Raw genomic sequence first — 21,565 nt, 5'->3', positions numbered from 1 at the left:
GGCAGTCTGCCCGCTGCGCCCGACAGCGACGACGTCCGCGAGCACGGACCGGCGGTGGGACGGGCACGGACGAGCGTGGGCTCACGCGCGGCGACGGGACCGCGGGCCGGTCGGTCGCCCTCGATCACCCGCGCGGGCGCACCGCTCGACGCCGTGTGCCGCCGTCCGGGGACTGCTCGCTCGGGTGGGGGACGATCGTGCCTAGTCTGTCTCCGTGCGCTCGGAGCGGTGGTCGTCCCGGACCGCGGATCTGACGCTGCCCGAGCGGGTGGCCTGGGTCCTCGGTGACGACGAGGGCCGCCCCCTGTCGACCCTCACCGAGCCGGCCGGCCTGCTCGTGGCGGCCGCGATGGTGGAGCTGCTGCTCGACGCCTCGCTGCTCGACGCGGGCACCTCCTACCGGCGCGGCCCCGTCGAGCCCACCGACCCGTTGCTCGCCTGGGTCGCCGACGGTCTGCTCGGCCACGGCGGCGCCAAGTCCGACCTGCAGCACGCCGTCACCGGCCAGCGCGGGGCCCAGATGATCCGCCGCACGATGGACCGCCTCGTCGAGCGCGGCCTGGCCGCCCGCGAGCCGCGCCGCGTGTTCGGCTACGTCGCCATGCCGGTGTTCGGGTCGGCCCTGCGGGTGCACGAGGTGGACGCGCTGCACCACGACCGGGCCGTGGTCCGCGCCGCCCTCGACGGCGAGGAGGACCCGGACGAGGCGGTCGCGATGCTCATCGTGCTGCTCCACCACGGTCGCCGGGTGCGCAGCCTGACCCCGGTCGACGTCACCGGGTCGACCCGGCGCGCGCGGGCCGTCGCCGACGGTCGGCACGTGTCGCTCGGGGTCGCCCAGGACATCCGCCGGCTGGTCTCGCCGACGGTCGGCGCCGTCCTCGCGGCGCTCACCGCCACCACCGTCATCGGCTCCGAGCGCTGACCTCGGGCCCGTCCCGACCCGATCTCGCGATGATCCACCGTGTCTGATCGTCGCGGGTTGATCGATTCGGAGCAGTGATCGCCCCCGGGCGGCCCCGTCGCTCGCGATTCCCTCGACCGGACCCCCTGTTCTCGGGCCGGAATCGGTCTACGGTAGGGCATCCGACCGGGCGAGAGAGCCCGGGGCCGGGGAAGGGGGCTTCCCATGACGTCGACCCGCCCTCCGGAGGGCCTGCCGGTGCTCGAGGCCGGCGCGCACCGCGATGCCGAGGCCGGCAGCTGCCTCATGGAGTACGTCTCCGTGCTCGCCGGTGAACGCTTCACCGACCGGCCGAGCTGTACCCATCCCGCGCTGGCGGCGGTCGCCTGGCAGGTCAACGACGCGGTGTCGTCGACCTCCCGCCAGCAGCTCGCCACCCGCGCCGTGACCCTGATCGGGCTCGGCCGCGAGCCCGGCGTCGAGGTCCGCCCGATCGTGCTCGCGACGATCGCCAGGGCCGGCCTGGCCGTCGACCCGGGCAACCGCTTCTTCCCGCGGCTGCAGCGCCGCCTCGAGCGGCGGGAGTCCGTCGCCCCGCGTCGCCCGGGACGGGGCGAGAACGGGAACGGCGGGCGGCTCGCGACACTGCTGCACGTCGGCCCGGTCAACCACGCCTGCGCCCACCTGCTCGTGGCCGCCCGCGTGGCCGATCTCGACGCCGACGCGCGCGACCGGATGCTCATCGGGCTCCTCGACGACACCATCGCCGCGGTCCGCGACGCCGAGCGCGCCGAGCGCGCCGAGCGCGCCGAGCGCGTCGAGCGGTCGGGCGCCCCGCTCGTCGTCGAGCCGTCGCACGTCTGAGTCCTCCGGGGACCCGGTCCGCCGCGGCCCCGTGTTCGAGCACTGCGGCTTTCCTGGCCGTCTGACGCCAGGATCGCCACGTCCTCGCTGCGCGACACGCCGGGTCGGGCCTGATCGCGAACTCGGTGACGAACCCCTGCAGATGTGAGTGCGGACGTCACCGAGATCGCGATCACGGAGCGGCCCGCCAGGGGTACCCGCCGGAGGTCAGCCACCGAGCCCGACGCCGACGCAGACGGCCCGCAGTACGCACGCGTCGACGCCGACGCCGCCCGACCCGTCGGAACCGCCCGAGGACCCGCCGGACGAGCCTCCCGACGAGCCGCCGGACCCCGAGCCACCCGACGAGCCGCCTGACGAGCCCGACGAGTGCCCGGAGGAGCCGCCTGAGCCACCCGAGCCACCCGAGCCACCCGAGCCACCCGAGCCCGCGGACCCCCCGGAGCCGCTCGAGCCCCCCGACCTGCCCGACCCCCCGGAGCGTGCGCTGCTGCCCGACGACGCGCGTCCTGTCGGGTCCGCGGTCGCGTTCCCCGCGGTCGCCACCGCCACCGGACCGGCGGGCGCACCGGGGACGACCGGCACGCCCGGGCCGGCCGGGACCGGCGGTGCCCCGGGGCCACCGGGCACCGGACCCGCCGGCGTCGCCGAGGTCGACAGCGCCGGCGCGGCGCCCGGGTCCGCGGGCTCCGGCTGCGTCGCCGGCGTGAGGTAGCCGGCCTGCGCCGACCCGAGCATGACCACGGCACCGAACAGCGCCGCGAGCAGCAGCTTCTTCACCACGCCGGCCTCCGTCACCGCGGGACCCGGAACCGTGACGGGTCGGGCACAGGCGGACATCGCGGGCGACACCACACCCGTGACCCGCCGGAACGCCGTCTCGCCCGAACGCGGCGCGAGATCACCCGTGAGGACGCGCACCGTCCACCCACGGAGATCGTCAGAGGCCGGACGGGCGATCTCCGCGACCGGTCGGACGCACCGCTGTCCTCAGACGTCGGCCGCGGGCTTCGGCGGGGTGCGGAGCCCGTCGGCGGGACCCGTGGTCGACACGACCGGCACGGGCGGCAGGCCGCCACGCCCGTTGATCATGCCCAGCGTCCTCGAGGCCGGCCCGGAACGCTCAGGCCCGGCGGCGCGCCAGGGCCGGCGCGATCGGCGCGACGACAACGCAGGCGAGAGCGGCGACGAGGAAGGCCTCCGGCGCGCCGGCGGCGCCGAGGATCGCCGAGAGCACCGCGGCCCCGAGGCCGGTGCCGGCGTCGTAGGCGGTGTTCCACCAGGTGCTGGCCGCGCCGGAGTGCGCGGGCCCGGCGCGGGCGAAGAGGTCGACGAGCGTGTCGCTCTGCACCGCGCCGAACCCGAGGCCGACGAGGGCGGCCCCGGCGAGCACGAGGGCGGCGACGGCCGTGCCGCCCAGGGCCACGATCGCGGCGCCGGCCGCCACGGCGGCGAGCCCGAGCAGGGTCACGACGGGCGTCCGACGCGTTCCCGGGCGGTCCGCGAGCTCGCCGGCCAGGCTGCGCCCGGCGAGCTGGCCCGCGGTGAGGACGGCGAGCGCGATCGCCGCGGTGGTGGTCCCGCCCGCGAGGCCCGCCGGGTCCCCGGTGCCGGGCGTCCACAGCGGCAGCACCGTGATCACACCACCGGCCGCGGCCGCCGAGACGACCATCGCCGTCCACGGCCCGGCCACGACGGACAGCGGGAGGGCGCGCCCGGGGGCGGGGGCGGCCGGCGGTGCGGTCCGTGCCGGCAGCCGCACGCACACGAGGGCGGCGGCGACGGGCAGCACGGCGCCCGCGAGCATCACGACGACCGGTCCGAGCGCCGCGTACGCCCACACCCCACCGCTGAGCAGGGCGAGCTGGGGGAGCCCGAGGGCGAGGCCGTAGAGCCCGACGGCGCGCCCGCGGCGCGCGGCCGGGGCCAGGTCGGCGACCACGGCCGCGCCCGTCACCGTCACCAGCCCGAAGCCGAGCCCCCGGACGACCGCGACACCGACCAGCACCGGCAGCGCCGCGGTCGCCACGAGCAGCGCCGCGGGCGCCCCGAGCGCCAGGACGCCGACGACCAGCGCGGTCCGCGCGCCGACGCGTCGCAGGACGGCCGGGACGGTGAGCTGGGCGGCGACCGTCGCCGCCATGAAGACGCCGGTCGTGGCGCCCGCCGCGGCGGGGGAGGCCCCGCCGGCCGCCGCGTGCACCGGCACCACCGGCAGCAGCAGGGCGTAGCCGCCGAAGGCCAGCACGGTCGCGACGAGGACCGCGACGAACGGGACGGTCCAGAGAGGCTCCGGGGCCCGGCCGGTGGTCAGGAAGCGCCGCGGCGGTCGAGGACCCCCGAGATCTTCGCGGCGAGATCGGTGTCCTTGGCGGTGAGGCCGCCCTCGGAGTGCGTGGACAGCTTGAACTTCAGGCTGTTGTACCGGATGTCCATGTCCGGGTGGTGGTTGTCCGCCTCGGCCAGCTCGGCGACCTCGTCGACCGCCGCGACGGCCTCGGGGAAGCTCGGCAGCTTCGCGAAACGGACGATCGTGGCGTCGTCCTCCCGCTGCCAGCCGGGCAGCTTCTCCAGGGCCTCGGCGATCGCGCTCTCGTCCAGGAGTTCAGCCATGGCCGCATCCTGACACGCGTGCCGATGACCCACACTGATCAGCATGACCGGTGTGGTGGTCGGGGCCGCTGTGGTGCGCGACGGGCGGGTGCTCGCGGCGCGCCGCACGCGGCCGGCGGCGGCCGCCGGCCGCTGGGAGCTGCCGGGCGGTGCGGTGGAGCCGGGCGAGGACGAGGCGACGGCGCTGGCCCGAGAGCTGCGCGAGGAGCTGGCGCTCGCCGACGTGGGTGTCGGCGAACGCCTCGGGCCCGAGGTGGCGCTGCCGGGGGAGAAGGTCCTGCGGATCCGGGTGTGCCGCACGGACGCGGAGCCGACCGCGCTCGAGCACGACGCCCTGCGGTGGGTGGGTCCCGACGAGCTCGACGGCCTCGACTGGCTCGACACCGACCGCGAGGTGCTGCCCGCCCTCGCGACGCTGCTCAGGCGGCGCGGGCCTTCTTCAGCGCCTTCTTGAGGTCCTTGCCCTCCACGCCGGACTCCTGCAGCCGCGCGGCGCGCATGAGCACCACCGGGCAGCCCTTGCAGCGGGGGGTCGACCGGCAGCACTTCTTCTTGATCTTCTTGGCGCCGGTGAGCGTCGCGGCGTGCGCGTAGTGGGCCAGGTGCAGGGGGACCTTCGTGCCCTTGGAGGACTTGGTGGCCTTCGAGGAGGCGGCCTCCTTGTCCTTCTTGGCTCCCTTGCCCATGAGGTGAGGCTAACCTCCGACGGGGTCCCAGGACCAGACCCGTCGACCTGGTGCAACGCGCACCGTGCCACGATGAGTTCGCCGGTCCGGCGGGTCACGCGGACGCGCCGGTGCCGGAAGCCCAGGGCGGTCCCCCGAGGAAGAGAGGCCGGGACGAAGGCGTGACTGGTCCCCGACGTGCCGTCGGAGTCCTCCCCGCCCTCCTGCTCGCCCTCGCGGTCCTGGCGGCCTGCTCCGGCGCGCCGCCGCCCGTCGTCGGGCAGGTCCCCTCCCCGGCGCCCGCGCCGACTCCGCAGCTCGAGCCGGACCCGACCGAGCTCCGTCTCGGCGTCGACGATCTCGGGGTGGGCTTCAACCCCCACCGCGTCGCCGACGACACCCCCGTCTCCCGCGGGATGGCCGCACTCGTGCTTCCCTCGGCGTTCCGCCCCGGGCCCGACGGCGAGCCGCGTCTCGACACCTCCGTCGTGACGTCCGCGCGCGTCAGCGCGACCCAGCCGTTCACGGTGTCCTACGAGATCGCCCCGGCGGCGACGTGGTCGGACAACGCCCCGGTCGCCGCCGAGGACTTCGTCTACCTGTGGCAGCAGATGCGCAGCCAGCCCGGCACCGTCGGCGCGGCCGGGTACCGGGCGGTCAGCGACGTGCGCTCCCGGGCCGGCGGCAAGGCCGTCGACGTGGTGTTCGACCGGCCCTTCCCGGCCTGGCAGACGCTCTTCGACCACCTGCTGCCTGCGCACCTGCTCAAGGACGCGCCCGGGTCGTGGGGCGGCGGGTTGACCGACAGCATCCCGGTGTCGGCGGGGCCGTACCAGGTGCGCGTCGTCGACCGCATCCGCGGCCAGGTGACGCTGGCCCGCAACGACCGCTACTGGGGTACGCCCGGGGTCCCCGACGAGGTCGTCTTCCAGGCCGCCGAGGCCACGTCGCTCATCGATCGCGTGCGGTCGGGCGACGTCCAGGCCACCCAGTTCCGCGCCACCGGCGACGACCTCGCCGCGCTGGCCGCCGCCGGCCCCGGGCTGACCGTGCGCCCCCTGCCCGAGCCGGCGCTCGTACAGCTGGCGCTGCGCAGCGACGACGGCCCGCTCGCCGACCTCCGGGTGCGGCGCGCCCTGGCCGCGTCGATCGATCGCACGGCCCTGCGCTCCGTGGGCACCGACGGGGGACCGAGCGCCGACCTGCCCGCGGACGCGTTCGCGCGCGCGCCGTCCCAGCCGGGCTACCGGCCGACCCTGCCCGCCGACTCGCCGGCCGCGCGGCGCGACCTCGACGAGGCCGCGCGGCTGCTCACCGACGCCGGCTACACCCGTGGCGAGGACGGCATCTGGGCCCGCGCGGGGCAGCCGCTGGTGCTGCGCCTGGCGGCGCCGCCGCAGGTCGCGCCGTACGGACGGCTGCTCGGCACCCTCGCCACGCAGCTGCGCGCCGCGGGCATCGCCTCGGTGGTGGTCGCCGACGGGGGCGACGCCGGCTTCCTGCCCGGACGCGGCCCCGCCTCGACGACGTCCACGGGCACCCCGGCCCAGCCGACGCCGGTGCCGACCCCGGGCTCGCCCACGCCGGCCCGGACCCCGACGGGCACGCCCACCCCACTGCCGGCCGGCTCCACGAGCACGTCGGCCGGGCCGGGCACGACCACGACGACCGTGCCGCCGACCCCGGACTCGCCCTCGGATCTCGCCGTCGCCGACGTCGCGCTCGAGGCGCTGCCCGTCGGGACCGACCCGATCACCGACCTGGCCTCGGTGGTCGGCTGCCCCGGCGGGCGCGCGCCGTCGACCTCCGGGCGCACCCTGTCCGACCCGGCCTCCGACGTCGCGGCCTCCGACCTGACGCCCGCGGCCGCCCCGGGGGCGACGTCGACGGCACCGAGCACCCCGGCCGCGCCCACGAGCACCTCGGCGCCCACGAGCGCGGCACCGGCCGCCTCGGCCACCGGGGCCGCCCCGACGTCGACCGTCGCGCCGGGAGCGACGACGACCGGCGCCGCGCCCGACGCCGACGAGCTCGCCGAGATCACCGAGGAGCTCACCGAGCCCCAGGCCTCGGAGGCGCTGACGCCCACCGGGTTCTGCGACCCCGCGATGCAGTCGCTGCTCGACGCCGCGTCGGCGGGGACGGTCTCGCCGGACACCGCTCTCGCGCTCGCCGAGCCCGCGCTGTGGAGCTCGCTGCCGACGATCCCGCTCTTCCAGGCCGCCTCCGTGCTCGTCGGCCCGGCCGACCGCACCGACGTCGTCGTCCCGCCGCTGCCCGAGAGCCCGTTCGCGGGAGCCGACCGGTGGACCCCGCCGCCGGCGAGCCAGCGCGGCGACGACGGCATCAACTGACGTCGCGCCTGACGACCGCGTGACAGTTCACGTGAACGTTCCCGGAAGTCTTGCCGCATTCAAAGGAAACGCTTAGGTTGCCTGCGGCCGCGTGACGGGCCGTATCCGGTCAGTTACCCGCGCGGGGGACACCACGTCCTGACACCCCCGAGGAGGAACGTTGTCGTTGCGTCGGTTGGCCGCGATCGTGGCCGGGATGCTCGCCGTGGCACTGGTCGCCACCGCGTGCGGCGGTTCAGGGGGCGGCGACCAGTCCGCCCAGACGATCAGCATCGAGTGGGCCGAGCCGGAGAACCCGCTCATCCCGGGCAACACCACCGAGCAGAACGGTGGCGACGCCATCGACGCGCTGTTCACCGGGCTCGTCAAGTACGACGTGAACACCGGGCAGCCGTCCGACGAGATGGCCGACTCGATCACGACGACGGACAACAAGACCTTCACCATCAAGATCAAGCCGGGCTGGACGTTCCACGACGGCACCCCGGTGACGGCGCAGAACTTCGTCGACTCCTGGAACTGGACCGCGCTGGGCACCAACGCCGCCCAGGCGCAGTCGTTCATGGAGAAGATCGACGGGTACGACGAGGTCTCCACCGAGGCGCCGACCGCGCAGACGATGCGCGGGCTGCGCGTGGTCGACCCGCAGACGTTCACGGTGACGCTCAAGCAGCCGTTCACGATCTTCCCGGTCACCCTCGGGTACTCGGCGTACTACCCGCTGCCCCAGAAGTTCTTCACCGACCGCGCCGGCTACGAGGCCGCGCCGGTGGGCAACGGCGAGTTCCGCTTCGAGTCCCGCACCCCGAACCAGAACCTGACGCTGGTCCGCAACGACCAGTACGCGGGCACCGACAAGCCGCAGGCCCAGCGCCTGGAGTTCCGCGTCTACGGCGAGCTGCAGACCGCGTACGACGACGTCGTCTCCGGCAACCTCGACCACATCCGCGCGATCCCCAGCGCGGCCCTGGCCGGCAACCGGTGGAAGACCGACCTCGGCGCCGGCGCCCGCCAGAAGGAGGGCCTGGTCACCGACTCCCTGGGGGTCCCGCTCTACGACCCGCGCTTCGCCAACCCGAACCTGCGCAAGGCGATCTCGATGGCCATCGACCGGCAGACGATCGTCAACCAGATCTTCGGCGGCGTGTACACCCCCGCCACCGGCTACGCGACGTCCGCCGCGGAGGGTTACGAGCCGAACCAGTGCGGCGTGTACTGCACCTACAACCCCGACATGGCTCGGCAGCTGCTCGCGCAGGCCGGCGGGTTCCAGGGTCCGCTGACCCTGACCGCCAACTCCGACGGCGGGCACGACCCGTACATGCAGGCCGTGGCCAACAGCATCCGGCAGACCCTCGGGATCGACGTCCGCTACGCGCCGGTGCCGTCGTTCTCCGAGCAGCGCCGCCTCGCGAACGCCAAGCAGTTCACCGGCCTCTTCCGGGCCGGCTGGCAGGGCGACTACCCGGACATCGAGACGTTCCTGACCCAGCTCTACCGCACCGACGCCTCGTCGAACGACTACGGGTACTCCAACCCGGCCGTCGACGCGGCGCTGTCCGCGGCCGACCAGGCCCCGACCGTCCAGGCGGCCGACCAGGGCTACGCGGCGGCGGAACGCCTCGTGCTGAACGACATGCCGAGCATCCCGCTCTGGAGCCGTCCGATCGTCTACGGCAACGGGTCTCGGGTGGCGCAGGCCGAGCAGAACCCGCTGAACCGGCAGGACACCAGCACCTACCGGCTCAACCCGCAGGGCTGACCTCTTCCGGGAGGCGACCACCACCACCGGGCCCGTGACCGCGCACCGTCGCGCGGTCACGGGCCGCGGGTCGGGGCCCCGAAGGAGGTAGTCCGTGGGCCGCTACACCCTGCGGCGTCTGCTGCAGCTGATCCCGGTGTTCATCGGGACCACGTTCATCGTCTACGCGCTGGTGTGGGGGCTGTCCGACGACCCGTTCGCCGGCAAGTGCGGGCAGCGTGCCTGCTCACCCGCCTACATCGCGACGATGACCGAGCGCTACAACCTCGACGACAACATCATCGTCCAGTACCTGAAGTACCTCGGCGCCGTGCTGACCGGCGACTTCGGCCAGACGTTCTCGGGCACCGAGGTCTCCGCCCTCATCGCCGGCGCGTACCCCACCACGATCAAGCTGGCGCTCGTCGCCGTCGCGATCGAGGCCGTCATCGGCATCCTCGCCGGCATCGTCTCCGGCCTGCGCGGCCGCGGGTTCGTCGACTCGCTCGTGCTCGTCTCGACGCTGTTCCTCATCTCGCTGCCGGTGTTCGTCACCGGCCTCGTGTTCAAGCAGGTGCTCGGGGTCGAGCTCGGGATCATCCGGACGTCGGTGCCCAACGACCCGTCGATCGTCGACCTGCTCGTCCCCGGGTTCGTGCTCGGCAGCCTGTCGATGGCCTACGTCGCCCGGCTGACGCGCACGAGCCTCATCGAGAACACCCGCGCCGACTACGTGCGCACGGCCGTGGCCAAGGGGCTCCCGCGCCGGCGGGTGGTCGGCGTGCACATGCTGCGGAACTCGCTGATACCGGTGATCACCTTCCTCGGGACCGACATCGGCGCGCTCATGGGCGGCGCGATCGTCACCGAGGGCGTGTTCAACATCCGGGGGATCGGCGGGCTCGTCTTCAAGGGCATCCTGCAGCAGGACACCGCCACCGTCGTCGGCATCGTCGTCCTGCTGGTGATCGTCTACCTGATCGCGAACCTCGTCGTGGACCTGCTCTACGCCGTGCTCGACCCGAGGATCCGCTATGACTGAACCGCTGCTCGCCGCCCACCCGGCGGACACGGAACCGGAACCGGAGCCGACCGCCGAGGAGGTCAGTGGCCTCTGGACCGACGCGTGGCGCCAGCTGCGTGGCCGCCCGCTGTTCTGGATCGCCTCGGCGATCATCCTCGTGCTGCTGGTGATGGCGTTCTTCCCGTCGCTCTTCACCTCGGTCGACCCGCGCACCACCGACCTGGCCGGGTCCGGGGCCGAACCCGGACCGGACGCGCCGTTCGGGCGCGACCTGCAGGGCCACGACGTGTACGCCCGCGCCGTCTACGGGGCGGGCCCGACGCTCGCGGTCGGCGTCCTCTCGACGCTCGGCACGGTGGTCATCGGAGCCCTCGCGGGCCTGCTCGGCGGGTTCCGCGGCGGGTGGCCGGACTCGTTGCTCTCGCGCTTCGCCGAGATCTTCGCCGGCCTGCCGTTCGTGCTCGGCGGCATCGTCATCCTCACGACCTTCAACCCCCCGGGTGAGCTCGTCCCGGAGGGCAGGCTGATCTTCCAGGTGGTCACGACGATCACCGTGCTGTCCTGGCCGATCGCGATGCGGATCATGCGTGCGGCGACGATCACGGCCAGGGAGCAGGACTACGTCAAGGCCGCCCGGGCCCTCGGTGCCGGGCCGCTGCGCATCGTCTTCCGGCACATCCTGCCCAACACGCTCGCGCCGGTGCTCGTCTACGCGACGATCCAGCTGGGCGCGTTCATCGGGGCCGAGGCGACGCTGTCGTTCCTCGGGATCGGGCTCAAGGACCCGGTCGTCTCCTGGGGCGTGATGATCGCCGAGTCCCAGGACCGCGTCGCGCAGATCCCGCACGCGATCCTCTTCCCGGCGGGCTTCCTCGTCGTCACCGTGCTGGCGTTCGTCATGCTCGGGGACGCGGTCCGCGACGCGCTCGACCCGCGGGGGCGGTGATCATGAGTCCTCTGCTCGAGGTCGAGGACCTCCACGTCGAGTTCGGCCAGGGCCGCGACACGGCGTCGGTGCTCAACGGCGTCGGCTACCACGTCGACGAGGGCGAGACGCTGGCCGTGCTCGGCGAGTCGGGCTCGGGCAAGAGCGTCACGGCGCAGACGGTGATGGGCATCCTCGACACCCCGCCGGGACGGATCACCGGCGGCTCGGTGCGCTTCCGCGGCGAGGAGCTGCTCGGCGCCGACCCCGAGCGCCGGCGGATGCTGCGCGGCGAGTCGATGGCGATGATCTTCCAGGACGCGCTGTCGGCGCTGAACCCCGTCTACTCGGTGGGGTTCCAGATCGCCGAGCAGTTCCGCTTCCGCCGCGGGATGTCGCGCAGGGACGCGATGGTCCGCGCGGCCGAGATGCTCGACCTCGTCCGCATCCCCAACGCGAAGCAGCGCGTCCGCGAGTACCCGCACCAGTTCTCGGGCGGCATGCGGCAGCGGGCGATGATCGCGATGTCGCTCGCGCTCGACCCCGAGCTGCTCATCGCCGACGAGCCGACCACGGCGCTCGACGTCACCGTCCAGGCCCAGATCATGGAGCTGCTCGACGAGCTGCGCCGCGAGCGGGGCATGGGCCTGATCCTCATCACCCACGACCTCGGCGTCGTCGCGGAGGTCGCCGACCGGATCGCGGTGATGTACGCGGGCCGGATCGTCGAGCACGCCGACGCCGCGACGCTCTACGCGCACCCCGGGCACCCCTACACCCGGGGGCTCATGGACTCGGTGCCGCGCGTGGACGACGTGGCGGGCGCGGCGCTGCGCCCCATCCCGGGCCTGCCGCCGAGCCTGTCCGCGATCCCGCCGGGCTGCCCGTTCCACCCGCGGTGCGCCCACGCGGAGGACGTGTGCTCCGCCGAGGTGCCCCTGCTGCGCGAGCTGGGGGGCGACCACCAGGCCGCGTGCCACTTCGCCGAGCGCTTCGTCGCCGAGGATCCCGACCGTCCGACGACGCACGAGGTGGTGTCCCGGTGAGCGAGCCCATCCTCCAGGTGCGCGACCTGGTCAAGCACTTCCCGGTGACCCGCGGCGTGGTGTTCCGCCGGACCATCGGGCACGTCCGCGCCGTCGACGGCGTCTCGCTCGACCTGTACCCCGGCGAGACGCTCGGGGTCGTCGGCGAGTCGGGGTGCGGCAAATCGACGCTCGCGCAGGTGCTGATGCGCCTGACCCCGCCGACGAGCGGGACCGCGGAGTTCGAGGGCCAGGACCTGTTCGCCAAGCGCGGCGCCGACCTCACGGCGTGGCGCCGCGACATGCAGATCGTCCTGCAGGACCCGTACACGTCGCTGAACCCCCGCAAGACGGTCGGCGACATCGTCGGCGAGCCCTTCGACATCCACCCCGAGGTGGCGCCGAAGGGCGACCGCCGCCGACGGGTGCAGGAGCTGCTCGAGGTCGTGGGGCTCAACCCCGAGCACATCCGCCGCTACCCGCACCAGTTCTCCGGCGGGCAGCGCCAGCGCATCGGCATCGCCCGCGCGCTGGCGCTGCGGCCCAAGGTGATCGTGTGCGACGAGCCGGTCTCGGCGCTCGACGTGTCGATCCAGGCCCAGGTGCTCAACCTGCTCTCGGACCTGCAGCGCGAGTTCGGCCTGGCGTACCTGTTCATCGCCCACGACCTCGGCGTCGTGCGCCACCTCTGCGACCGCGTCGCCGTGATGTACCTCGGCTCGATCGTCGAGACGGGCACCGCCGAGGAGATCTACACCCGCGCGAGCCACCCGTACACGCAGGCGCTCCTGTCCTCGGTGCCCGTGCCCGATCCCTCGCTGCGCGGGCGCCGGGAGGCGATCCGTCTGGAGGGCGACGTCCCGAGCCCGGCCGACCCGCCCTCGGGCTGCCGCTTCCGCACCCGGTGCCCCAAGGCCGCCCCGGTGTGCGCGGAGGACCCGCCGGCCCTCGAGGTCCGCGACGGCACCGACCACCCCGCCGCCTGCCACTTCGCCGCACCCCCGCACCTCGTCCGCGCGGAGTAGCGGGGTTTGTCAGCGAAGTGCCGTCGCAGACGCTGAGCGTCCGTATCGGGACTTCGATCACCGGGACCCGCGGAGCCGCATGCCGCCGGACGGCCTACGGTGCCCCGGGTGAGCACCGGCCCCCTGCTGCTCGTCCACGCCCACCCGGACGACGAGACGATCACCTGCGGCGGGGTCATGGCGCTCGCCGCCGCGGCGGGGGTCCCGACGACGCTGGTGACGTGCACGCGCGGCGAGCAGGGCGAGGTGATCCCGCCCGAGCTGCGGCACCTCACCGGCGACGCGCTCGGCGAGTTCCGCGAGGGCGAGCTGGCCCGGGCCTGCGCGGCGCTCGGCGTCACCGACCATCGCTGGCTGGGCCACGCGGGCCGCTGGCACGACTCGGGGATGGTGCTCGCCGGCGCGGGCATCCGCGCCGCCGCACCGGCGTCGCTCGACGCCGGCGCCTTCGCCGCCCCCGACGGGTTCGACGCGCAGGTCGAGGCGCTCGTGGCCGTGCTGCGCGAGGTCGCGCCCCGCGTGGTGGTCACCTACGACGAGCGCGGCGGCTACGGCCACCCCGACCACGTCCGCGCCCATGAGGTCACCCTGGCCGCCGTCGCCGTGGTCGACCCCGCCGCCACCGCGATCTCGGTCGCCGCCACCGCCGCGCCCCACGACGACGTCGACGCCGGCCTGGCCGTGCTCCGGCGCCGAGCGTGGCTCGGCGTGCCGGTGCCGCCCGTCGACGACCTGCCCACCGTCCCCGACGCGACGATCACCACGCGCGTCGCGCTCGGCGGCGCGCGGGTCGCCAAGCTCGCCGCGCTGCGCGCGCACGCGACGCAGATCAGCGTCTACGACGACGGCCGCGAGCCCCCGGCCTTCGCGCTGTCCAACGACCTCGCCCAGCCGGTGCTGCCGACCGAGTGCTTCGTGCACCTACGGGGCCCTGCCGGTGCGCCCGACGACCTGTTCCCGGCGCCGTGAGCACCGCCGACGAGCCCGCGGCACCCGAGGCCGGCGCGAGCAGCGAGGGCGACCCTCGCTCCACCACCCGCGGCACCACCGTCCTCGCCGTCCTCGTGCTCGTCGTGCTGAGCCTGGACGCCGTGCTGCTGGCGTGGACCGAGATGGCGTGGCTGACGCTGCGCACCGTCGACGCCGGGATCCCGTTGCCGCTGTCCGCGCTGGTCGCGGCCCTGACGACGCCCGTGCTCGTGCTCGCCGCCGACGCCGTGCTGCCGACGTCGCCGACGAGCCGGGCCCCGCTCGTGCCGCTCGCGGTGTGGACGCTGACCGTGCTGGTCGCCGGTCTGTGGAGCCCCGCCGGGGCCGGGGTGCTCCCGGCCGACTGGCGCGCCATCCTGCTGCTCGCTGCGGGCGTGCTGCCCGGTGCTGTCGTGCTGTCGTGGAGCACGGGGCGCCGGCGGGCCCGCGCCGCCGAGTCGGGCGGGGGCTGATTCACGGCTGCGCCCGACCGGCCGCGGCGCAGGCGACCGGTCCGTGGCACGCCGCGAGCGCCGTGAGCGTGGTGTGCAGCGCCGCCGCGCGGTCCGGAGGGAGCGCCGCGACGGCGTTGGTCCGCTGGAACGGGTCGGTCGCGCGGTCGTGGTACTCCCGCTCGCCCGTGACGTACTCGACGTAGGTGCCGGCCGCCGTCTCGATCGCCGTGTACGAGGGCGGGTTCGACCGGTTCCGGCCCGGCGCGCGGTCCGGGTCGGACGGGTCGTCGTTGGGGCCGTGGTGCTCGACGAGGGCGGCGGTGCGCCAGTCGGGCGGGTCGGTCCCGGCGAGCAGCGGGACGAGCGAGCGGCCGTCGGCCTCGGGGAGCCCGGGCGCGTGGGCGAGGTCGGCGATCGTGGGCGCGAGGTCGACGTTCTGGGCGAGCTGCGGCACCGTGCGCGGCGTGACGCCGGGCCCGGCGGCGATCAGCGGGACCGTCAGGTCCGTGGCGAACGCGGTCTGCTTGCCGCCCGCGAGCTGGTGCTGGCCCAGGTGGAAGCCGTTGTCGGAGCTGAACATCACCACGGTGTTCGCCAGCTGCCCGGTCTGCGCCAGCGTCGTCTGCAGGTCGCCGAGCATGCGGTCGACGGCCTGCACCGACTGGGCGCGCTTGCGGTACTGCGCGTCGATCCGGTCGACCTGGCGCTGGTCGAGCGGCGCCAGCGACCGCAGCCATCCCGGCGCGCCCGGGGCGTCCGGGGTGTTGAACGAGGGGTCCCGCGGCGCGGTGAGCCCCGGGAACGCGTCCACGTCCGGCGGGGCGGGCGTGGACGGACCGTGGGGCGCGAACGTCGCGATCTCGAGGAAGAACGGCTGGCCGGCCCCGGCGTGGGTGCGCACGAAGTCCTGGCCGCGCGCCGAGACGACGTCGGTGAGGTAGTCCTCCGGCGCGTCACCGTGGTGCGCGACCTGCCCGTTCTGGTTCAGGTCGTAGCCGTACTCGCGATAGCCGTTGCCGGCGACGTCCCACTCGTTCCAGCCCGGCGGCACGCCGTCGGAGGTCGGCTCGTAGCCGTTGAGGTACTTGCCCATCATCGCGGTGCGGTAGCCCGCCGCCTGCAGCGTCGTCGCGAACGTCCGCTGCTCGAGGCCGCGTCCGTGGAACACGTCATAGCCGCCGTCGGGGCTGGTGTTGGTGAACACGCCCGTGTCGTGCGGGTACTGGCCCGTGAAGATCGACGACCGGCTCGGGCAGCACAGCGTGTCGCTCACCGAGTAGTCCGCGAACGACGCGCCCCGGGCCGCGAGCTGCTGCGCGTGCGGCATGAAGCGCAGCAGGCTCGTGTCGAGGTCGTCGGTGAGGACGAGGACGACGTTCGGGTGCCCCACGGGCGACGCCGGCGGCACGTCGGGGCCCGGCAGTTCCGGTCCGGGGGACGGGTCGGCGCGGCGCGACCCCGCGCAGCCCGCCGCCGCGAGGAGGGCGAGCGCGAGGGCCAGGACGAGGGCCGGGCGGGGGAAGGCGTTCACGCCGCGGACGGTGCCCGGTGGGTCTGAAGGCCCGCTGAAGCCCGGCCGGGGTTGAGCGGGGCGGCGGTCGGGAACCGTGCGGCCATGCCCGCCATCCCCGACGAGCACGTCGTCCGCGTCCTGCGCCCGTTCGTCGCCGCGACCGGACCGGTCCTGCGCGGTCTGCGCGACGCCGACCCGTTCCGTCTCGGGCGCCTCGCCCAGCGCCGGGCGGTCGAGCTGTCCGAGCACGGCCGGGAGCCCGAGTCGCCGGCCACGACACGCCGCGGGAAGGTCGGCCGCGCCGTGCGGACCGGGCGCGCCCGAGCACTGGACCGCCTGGCCACCTCGAAGCTGCCGGGCACCCCGCGCTGGCAGGCGATGAGCCCTGGCGAACGCGACCAGTGGTGGGTGTCCCGGGTGGGGCGCTTCACCTCGGCGGTGGCCTCGATCCCGGGCATCGGCGGCGCGCTCGCCCGCCGGCTGCCGGTCTCGGACATCCTCGGGCTGGCGGCGCAGGGCCTCGTGGTCTGCGCGATCGCCAGCGAGCACGGGATGGACGGACGCGACGCGCAGGTGCGCCTGCTCGCGTCCGTGCTGTTCGGCCGGGACGTCGACCCGAGCCGCCACGGCGACCCGCACGGCGCCGACGTCGAGCGGGAGGCCGGCGAGCTGGCCGGGAGCGTCGGCACCCAGCGCGAGGAGCGGGGCCGGCTCTCCGCCCTGGCCCGGGCGGTCTGGCGGATGGGGAGCACGCTGTGGGGCCTGCAGTCCGAGCTCGACCGGCGCCCGCAGGGCAGCCGCTTCTGGCGCACACTGGCCAACCTGCCCGTGGTCGGGGCGGTCGCGAGCTACCGCAGCGAGCGTTCCGGCCTCAAGCGGGCCGCCCGGGCCGCGGCGCGGTGGGTGGCCCGGGAGCAGGGCCGATCGTGACGGGCCCGGGACCGGTGACGTGACCGGGATGTGACGCCCGACATGCCCGTGTCGGGCAATCTGGGCGCCCCCGCACGGGCGTGACGCGGCAACGGACGGAATACTCGCCGCAGGCGCCCCTGGTGACCGTGTGACACCACCACAGCCAGGTCCGGGGAGCCGGACGACGCGAGTGAGGAGCAGGAGCAGACGTGACGTACGTGATTGCCGAACCGTGTGTCGACGTGCTCGACAAGGGCTGCATCGAGGAGTGCCCCGTCGACTGCATCTACGAAGGGGGCCGGATGATGTACATCCACCCCGACGAGTGCGTCGACTGCGGGGCGTGCGAGCCGGTCTGCCCGGTCGAGGCCATCTACTACGAGGACGACGTCCCCGACCAGTGGTCGGTCTACACCCAGGCCAACGTCGACTTCTTCGACGAGCTCGGGTCGCCCGGCGGTGCCGCCAAGGTCGGCAAGGTCGATCGTGACGCCGGACCCGTCCCGAGCCTGCCGCCACAGGGCGAGTGACGACCACGGGGGCGGGGGTGCGGTTCCCGGCGCTCCCGGACTTCCCGTGGGACAGCCTCACCGGGGCCGCCGCCGTCGCGCGGGGGCACCCCGACGGGGTGGTCGACCTGTCGGTCGGCACCCCCGTCGACCCGGTGCCCGAGGCGGTCGGTGAGGCGCTGCGGGCCGCCTGGGACTCCCCGGGCTACCCGCAGACCTGGGGCACGCCCGCGCTGCGGGAGGCCGCGGCCGCGGCGCTGGGACGCCGCCACGGCGCGGGGCGCTCGGCCGTCGAGGGCCTCGACCCCGACGCCGTGCTGCCCACCGTCGGCTCCAAGGAGCTGGTGGCGTGGCTGCCGACGCTGCTGGGCCTCGGTGACGGCGACGTCGTGGCGTTCCCCGACCTCGCCTACCCCACCTACGAGGTCGGCGCCCAGCTCGCCGGGGCCCGTCCCGTGCGCGTGGGCGACGACGAGCCGCTGCCGGCCGACGCGCGCCTGGTCTGGCTGAACTCGCCGTCCAACCCGACCGGGCGCGTCCTCGACGCCGCGGCGCTCGCGTCCCGGGTCACCGAGGCGCGCGCCCTCGGTGCGGTCGTCGCCGCCGACGAGTGCTACCTCGGGCTGCCCGGCCCGGGCGTGGTCGCGACCTCGGTGCTCGACCCCGTCGTGCACGGCGGCGACCTCGAGGGCCTCCTCGCCGTGCACTCGCTGTCGAAGATCTCGAACCTCGCGGGTTACCGCGCCGGCCTCGTGCTCGGCGACCCCGCCCTCGTCGCCGGCCTGCTGCAGGTCCGCAAGCACGCCGGGATGATCGTGCCCCGCCCCGTGCAGGAGGCCATGACCGCGGCCCTCGGCGACGACGTCGGTGTCGCCGAGACCCGCGAGCGCTACGACGCGCGCCGCGCCGTCCTGCGTCCGGCGCTCGAGGCGGCGGGGATGCGCATCGAGCATTCCGAGGCGGGGCTCTACCTCTGGGCGACCGCCGACGAGCCCTGCCGCGCCACCGTCGACCGCCTGGCCGCCCGCGGCATCCTCGTCGCGCCGGGCGAGTTCTACGGCCCCGCCGGCGCCGCCCACGTCCGCGTCGCCCTCACGGCGTCCGACGAGCGGATCGCCGCCGCCGCGCAGCGCCTCGCCGGCTGAGCCGCCCGCCGAGAACGGGACTCCGCGCGCGGAGAAGCAGCGAACGCCACGTTCGCTGCGGGCCCCCTGGGCCGATCGGTCGATCCGCCTCGACGGCGCGTGACACCGCGCGTCCCGACCGAGCACCGTGGTCCCCCGGACGAGCGAAGGGGGCCGCCATGACCACGGTCGGTGCGGGAGCGTCCCACCGCAGCGGCGACGCGACGGTGCCGCTGCCCGAGCAGACGATCGGCGACGCGCTGCGTCTCGCCGCGGCGGCCGATCCGGATCGGCGCGCCGTGGTCGAGGGCGCGCCCTCCGCGCGGCGCACCCTGACCTACGCCGAGCTCCTGGTGCGGGCCGAGGAGGTGGCGCGGGCGCTGCTGGCGCGCTTCCGGCCCGGCGAGCACGTGGCCGTGTGGTCGCCCAACTCGCTGGAGTGGATCGTCGTCGAGTACGGCGCCGCGCTCGCGGGGCTGGTGCTCGTCACCGTGAACCCCGCCTACCAGCCCGCCGAGCTCGCCTACGTCCTGCGCCAGTCGCGCAGCGCCGGGCTGTTCCACGTCGCGAGCCACCGCGGCAACCCGATGGCCGAGATCGTCGCCGAGGTGCGCGGCGAGCTGCCCGACCTGCGGGAGGTCGTCGACCTCGCCGAGCTCGACGCCTTCGTCGCGGGCGGCGACCCCGCGACCGCGCTGCCGGCGGTGCGTCCCGACGACCGGGTCCAGATCCAGTACACGTCCGGCACGACCGGCTTCCCCAAGGGCGTGCTGCTGCGCCACCACGGGATGCTCGAGAACGCGCGGCTCACCCTGCGGCGGATGGGCGTCGGGCCCGAGGACGTCTGCGTCTGGCCGATGCCGCTGTTCCACACCGCTGGCTGCGGGATGGGCGTGCTGGGCGCGCTGACGACCGGGGCGACGATCGTCTACGTCACGGCGTTCGACCCGGCGCTGCAGCTGGAGCTCATCGAGACCGAGCGGGCCACGATCTCCGGCGGCGTGCCGACGATGCTCATCGCGATGCTCGCCCACCCCGACCTGGAGGCCCGGGACACGTCGTCCCTGCGCTGCCTGTTCTCCGGCGGTTCCCCGGTGCCCGTGGACGTGGCGCGCGAGGTCGAGCGGCGCCTCGGCGGGCGGATGTCGATCGTGTTCGGGACCACCGAGACCTCGCCGATCATCACCGCGACCGCGCCCGACGACCCCGAGGACGTGCGGACCGGGACGCTCGGGGCGCCGCTGCCGCACACCGAGGTGAAGATCGCCGACCCGGTGACCGGCGAGGCCGTGCCCGTCGGTGACGTCGGCGAACTGTGCGCGCGGGGCTACCTCGTGATGGAGGGCTACTACGACCAGCCCGAGGCGACGGCGGCCGTGCTCGACGCCGCCGGCTGGTACCACACCGGCGACCTGGCCTCGATGGACGCGCAGGGCCGCCTGCGGGTCGAGGGCCGGATCAAGGACATGATCATCCGGGGTGGGGAGAACATCTACCCCCGCGAGATCGAGGAGCTCCTCCAGACCCACCCCGCGGTCGCCGAGGTCGCGGTCGTCGGCCGGGCCGACCCGCACTGGGGCGAGACCGTCGCGGCGTTCGTCCGGCCCGCCGCGGGCGCGACGCCGACGGGCGAGGAGCTGCACGCGTGGTGCCGGGCGCGCCTGGCGGCGTTCAAGACGCCGGCGAGCTGGCACCTCGTCGACGTCATGCCCGTGACGGCCTCGGGGAAGATCCGCAAGAACGTGCTGCGGGACCGCCTCACGACGGGGCAGGCCGCAGCCGACGCGTGACGGCGGCGTGCACCGGTTCCACGACGCGCGCGGCGACCGGGCCGAGGATCGCCATGAGCAGCACGTACGTCGTCGCCAGCGGGGCGAGGCCCGGGTCGACCGAGCCCGTGGTGAGCGCCAGCCCGGCGATGACGATCGAGAACTCCCCGCGCGCGACGAGCGCGGCGCCGGCGCGCCACCGTCCGAGACGCCCGACCCCGATCTGCCGGGCCGCGAACCAGCCGGCGCCGATCTTCGTCGCGGTCGAGACGATCGCCAGCGCGATCGCCGCCGGCAGCACGGCGGGGATCTGCGCCGGGTCGGTGTTGAGCCCGAACACGACGAAGAACACGGCGGCGAACAGGTCGCGCAACGGCGAGAGCACGCGCGTCGCGTTCTCCGCGGTGTCCTCGGAGATCGCGATGCCGAGCAGGAACGCGCCGACGCCCGCCGAGACCTGCAGCTCCGAGGCGATGCCGGCGACCAGCAGCGCGATCCCGAACACGCGGAGCAGGAACACCTCGGAGCTCGGCGACTCGACGATCGCCGACACCACGTTCCCGAACCGCAGCGCCACCACGAGCACGACGACGAGCAGCCCGACCGCGATGGCCACGGTCCGCAGCCCCGCGGCGAACCCGAGCGCGGCGAGCGCCGCGGTGGTGATCGGGAGGTAGAGGGCCATCGCCAGGTCCTCCATGACGAGCACGGAGAGCACCGCCGGGGTCTCGCGGTTACCGAGCCGCCCCAGCTCCTCGAGGACCTTCGCGACGATCCCGGACGACGACACCCACGTCACCCCGGCCATCGCCAACGCCCCGAGCGGTCCCCAGCCCAGGATCAGCGCGGCGATCGCGCCCGGTGCCGCGTTGAGGACCATGTCGACGATCCCGGCCAGCCACGAGCGCCGCAGGCCCCCGACGAGGTCGGACGCCGAGTACTCCAGCCCGAGCAGCAGGAGCAGCAGCACGACGCCGACCTCGCTGGCGACGCCGGTGAACGGCTCGATGCCCTCGAGCGGCACGAAGCCGCCCGCGCCGAACGCGAGCCCGCCGAGCAGGTAGAGCGGCACCGGGGAGATGCCGAGGCGGCCGGCCGTGCGCCCGAGGACGCCGAGCCCGAAGAAGAGCGCGCCCAGCTCGATCAGCGAGAGGGCGGTCGAGTGCACTGAGCC

Annotated in this window: 21 protein-coding genes; 15 read left to right on the top strand and 6 right to left on the bottom strand. The window is 74.9% G+C overall.

Annotation, left to right across the window (positions count from 1 at the left end; translation table 11 throughout):
* Positions 1 to 214 precede the first annotated feature (214 nt).
* Both ACR9E3_RS13045 and ACR9E3_RS13040 read left to right on the top strand, forming a co-directional pair.
* Positions 215 to 925: a GPP34 family phosphoprotein gene (locus ACR9E3_RS13045; protein WP_460380691.1), complete on the top strand. Its 711-nt coding sequence runs from the start codon at positions 215 to 217 to the stop codon at positions 923 to 925.
* Positions 926 to 1,129: 204 nt separating this feature from the next.
* Positions 1,130 to 1,768: a hypothetical protein gene (locus ACR9E3_RS13040; protein ID WP_460380690.1), complete on the top strand. Its 639-nt coding sequence runs from the start codon at positions 1,130 to 1,132 to the stop codon at positions 1,766 to 1,768.
* 207 nt (positions 1,769 to 1,975) lie between these two features.
* On the opposite strand, the gene ACR9E3_RS13035 is transcribed toward ACR9E3_RS13040, so the two are convergent.
* The 3 genes from ACR9E3_RS13035 to ACR9E3_RS13025 all read right to left on the bottom strand — a co-directional run bounded on the left by ACR9E3_RS13035 (position 1,976) and on the right by ACR9E3_RS13025 (position 4,381).
* Positions 1,976 to 2,551 (bottom strand): hypothetical protein, encoded by a 576-nt coding sequence (locus tag ACR9E3_RS13035; RefSeq protein WP_460380689.1) that lies wholly within the window; start codon positions 2,549 to 2,551, stop codon positions 1,976 to 1,978.
* Between the two features lie 340 nt (positions 2,552 to 2,891).
* Positions 2,892 to 4,016 (bottom strand): MFS transporter, encoded by a 1,125-nt coding sequence (locus ACR9E3_RS13030; RefSeq protein WP_460380688.1) that lies wholly within the window; start codon positions 4,014 to 4,016, stop codon positions 2,892 to 2,894.
* Positions 4,017 to 4,078: 62 nt separating this feature from the next.
* Entirely contained in the window at positions 4,079 to 4,381 is a 303-nt protein-coding gene (locus ACR9E3_RS13025; RefSeq protein ID WP_285653294.1) for a 4a-hydroxytetrahydrobiopterin dehydratase, read from the bottom strand.
* Between the two features lie 43 nt (positions 4,382 to 4,424).
* Here ACR9E3_RS13025 and ACR9E3_RS13020 point away from each other — a divergent pair, with 43 nt between their 5' ends.
* Positions 4,425 to 4,835, top strand: coding sequence for an NUDIX domain-containing protein (locus ACR9E3_RS13020; RefSeq protein ID WP_460380687.1), 411 nt, complete (start codon positions 4,425 to 4,427; stop codon positions 4,833 to 4,835).
* Here ACR9E3_RS13020 and ACR9E3_RS13015 read toward each other — a convergent pair.
* A complete protein-coding gene (locus tag ACR9E3_RS13015) occupies positions 4,801 to 5,067 on the bottom strand; it encodes a hypothetical protein (RefSeq protein ID WP_285653288.1) in 267 nt (88 codons plus the stop codon). The genes ACR9E3_RS13020 and ACR9E3_RS13015 overlap by 35 nt on opposite strands.
* A 161-nt stretch (positions 5,068 to 5,228) precedes the next feature.
* Between ACR9E3_RS13015 and ACR9E3_RS13010 the strand changes: the two genes are divergently transcribed.
* From ACR9E3_RS13010 to ACR9E3_RS12975, 8 genes are all read left to right on the top strand, one after another.
* Positions 5,229 to 7,400 carry an ABC transporter family substrate-binding protein gene (locus tag ACR9E3_RS13010; protein ID WP_460380686.1) on the top strand — a complete coding sequence of 724 codons (2,172 nt, stop codon included), beginning with the start codon at positions 5,229 to 5,231 and terminating at the stop codon, positions 7,398 to 7,400.
* A 160-nt stretch (positions 7,401 to 7,560) separates the two neighbouring features.
* On the top strand, positions 7,561 to 9,162 hold the full coding sequence (locus tag ACR9E3_RS13005) for a peptide ABC transporter substrate-binding protein (protein WP_460380685.1): 1,602 nt from the start codon (positions 7,561 to 7,563) through the stop codon (positions 9,160 to 9,162).
* 94 nt (positions 9,163 to 9,256) lie between these two features.
* Positions 9,257 to 10,183 carry an ABC transporter permease gene (locus ACR9E3_RS13000; RefSeq protein ID WP_460380684.1) on the top strand — a complete coding sequence of 309 codons (927 nt, stop codon included), beginning with the start codon at positions 9,257 to 9,259 and terminating at the stop codon, positions 10,181 to 10,183.
* Entirely contained in the window at positions 10,176 to 11,111 is a 936-nt protein-coding gene (locus ACR9E3_RS12995) for an ABC transporter permease (RefSeq protein ID WP_460380683.1), read from the top strand. Before ACR9E3_RS13000 ends, ACR9E3_RS12995 begins: the two co-directional genes overlap by 8 nt.
* 2 nt (positions 11,112 to 11,113) lie before the next feature.
* Complete coding sequence (locus ACR9E3_RS12990; protein WP_460380682.1) at positions 11,114 to 12,136, top strand: ABC transporter ATP-binding protein; 1,023 nt, start codon at positions 11,114 to 11,116, stop codon at positions 12,134 to 12,136.
* Positions 12,133 to 13,140, top strand: coding sequence for an ABC transporter ATP-binding protein (locus tag ACR9E3_RS12985; RefSeq protein ID WP_460380681.1), 1,008 nt, complete (start codon positions 12,133 to 12,135; stop codon positions 13,138 to 13,140). Before ACR9E3_RS12990 ends, ACR9E3_RS12985 begins: the two co-directional genes overlap by 4 nt.
* 108 nt (positions 13,141 to 13,248) lie before the next feature.
* Positions 13,249 to 14,109 (top strand): N-acetyl-1-D-myo-inositol-2-amino-2-deoxy-alpha-D-glucopyranoside deacetylase, encoded by an 861-nt coding sequence (mshB, locus tag ACR9E3_RS12980; RefSeq protein ID WP_460380680.1) that lies wholly within the window; start codon positions 13,249 to 13,251, stop codon positions 14,107 to 14,109.
* Positions 14,106 to 14,582, top strand: coding sequence for a hypothetical protein (locus ACR9E3_RS12975; RefSeq protein ID WP_460380679.1), 477 nt, complete (start codon positions 14,106 to 14,108; stop codon positions 14,580 to 14,582). Before mshB ends, ACR9E3_RS12975 begins: the two co-directional genes overlap by 4 nt.
* Before the next feature lies 1 nt (position 14,583).
* Here the strand turns inward: ACR9E3_RS12975 and ACR9E3_RS12970 are convergent, their stop codons facing one another.
* Positions 14,584 to 16,095 carry a sulfatase family protein gene (locus ACR9E3_RS12970; protein WP_460380678.1) on the bottom strand — a complete coding sequence of 504 codons (1,512 nt, stop codon included), beginning with the start codon at positions 16,093 to 16,095 and terminating at the stop codon, positions 14,584 to 14,586.
* Between the two features lie 84 nt (positions 16,096 to 16,179).
* Here ACR9E3_RS12970 and ACR9E3_RS12965 point away from each other — a divergent pair, with 84 nt between their 5' ends.
* From ACR9E3_RS12965 to ACR9E3_RS12950, 4 genes are all read left to right on the top strand, one after another.
* Entirely contained in the window at positions 16,180 to 17,007 is an 828-nt protein-coding gene (locus tag ACR9E3_RS12965; protein WP_460380677.1) for a hypothetical protein, read from the top strand.
* Between the two features lie 191 nt (positions 17,008 to 17,198).
* On the top strand, positions 17,199 to 17,519 hold the full coding sequence (gene fdxA / locus ACR9E3_RS12960; protein WP_285653268.1) for a ferredoxin: 321 nt from the start codon (positions 17,199 to 17,201) through the stop codon (positions 17,517 to 17,519).
* Complete coding sequence (gene dapC / locus ACR9E3_RS12955; RefSeq protein ID WP_460380676.1) at positions 17,516 to 18,643, top strand: succinyldiaminopimelate transaminase; 1,128 nt, start codon at positions 17,516 to 17,518, stop codon at positions 18,641 to 18,643. Before fdxA ends, dapC begins: the two co-directional genes overlap by 4 nt.
* 158 nt (positions 18,644 to 18,801) lie before the next feature.
* Positions 18,802 to 20,412, top strand: a complete 1,611-nt coding sequence (locus ACR9E3_RS12950) for an AMP-binding protein (protein WP_460380675.1) — start codon at positions 18,802 to 18,804, stop codon at positions 20,410 to 20,412.
* Here the strand turns inward: ACR9E3_RS12950 and ACR9E3_RS12945 are convergent.
* Complete coding sequence (locus ACR9E3_RS12945) at positions 20,381 to 21,559, bottom strand: cation:proton antiporter (protein ID WP_460380674.1); 1,179 nt, start codon at positions 21,557 to 21,559, stop codon at positions 20,381 to 20,383. The two genes, ACR9E3_RS12950 and ACR9E3_RS12945, sit on opposite strands and share 32 nt — an antisense overlap.
* Between the last annotated feature and the right edge of the window lie 6 nt (positions 21,560 to 21,565).

This window comes from Actinomycetospora sp. C-140, assembly GCF_054796175.1.
This window is presented reverse-complemented; position numbering and strand designations above follow the sequence as displayed.

Coding starts and splice junctions, on each gene's coding strand:
- ACR9E3_RS13025 (WP_285653294.1), bottom strand. CDS start 4,381: ATGGCTGAACTCCTGGACGAGAGCGCGATCGCCGAGGCCCTGGAGAAG.
- ACR9E3_RS13020 (WP_460380687.1), top strand. CDS start 4,425: ATGACCGGTGTGGTGGTCGGGGCCGCTGTGGTGCGCGACGGGCGGGTG.
- ACR9E3_RS12995 (WP_460380683.1), top strand. CDS start 10,176: ATGACTGAACCGCTGCTCGCCGCCCACCCGGCGGACACGGAACCGGAA.
- ACR9E3_RS12965 (WP_460380677.1), top strand. CDS start 16,180: ATGCCCGCCATCCCCGACGAGCACGTCGTCCGCGTCCTGCGCCCGTTC.
- ACR9E3_RS13040 (WP_460380690.1), top strand. CDS start 1,130: ATGACGTCGACCCGCCCTCCGGAGGGCCTGCCGGTGCTCGAGGCCGGC.
- ACR9E3_RS12990 (WP_460380682.1), top strand. CDS start 11,114: ATGAGTCCTCTGCTCGAGGTCGAGGACCTCCACGTCGAGTTCGGCCAG.
- ACR9E3_RS12950 (WP_460380675.1), top strand. CDS start 18,802: ATGACCACGGTCGGTGCGGGAGCGTCCCACCGCAGCGGCGACGCGACG.
- ACR9E3_RS13015 (WP_285653288.1), bottom strand. CDS start 5,067: ATGGGCAAGGGAGCCAAGAAGGACAAGGAGGCCGCCTCCTCGAAGGCC.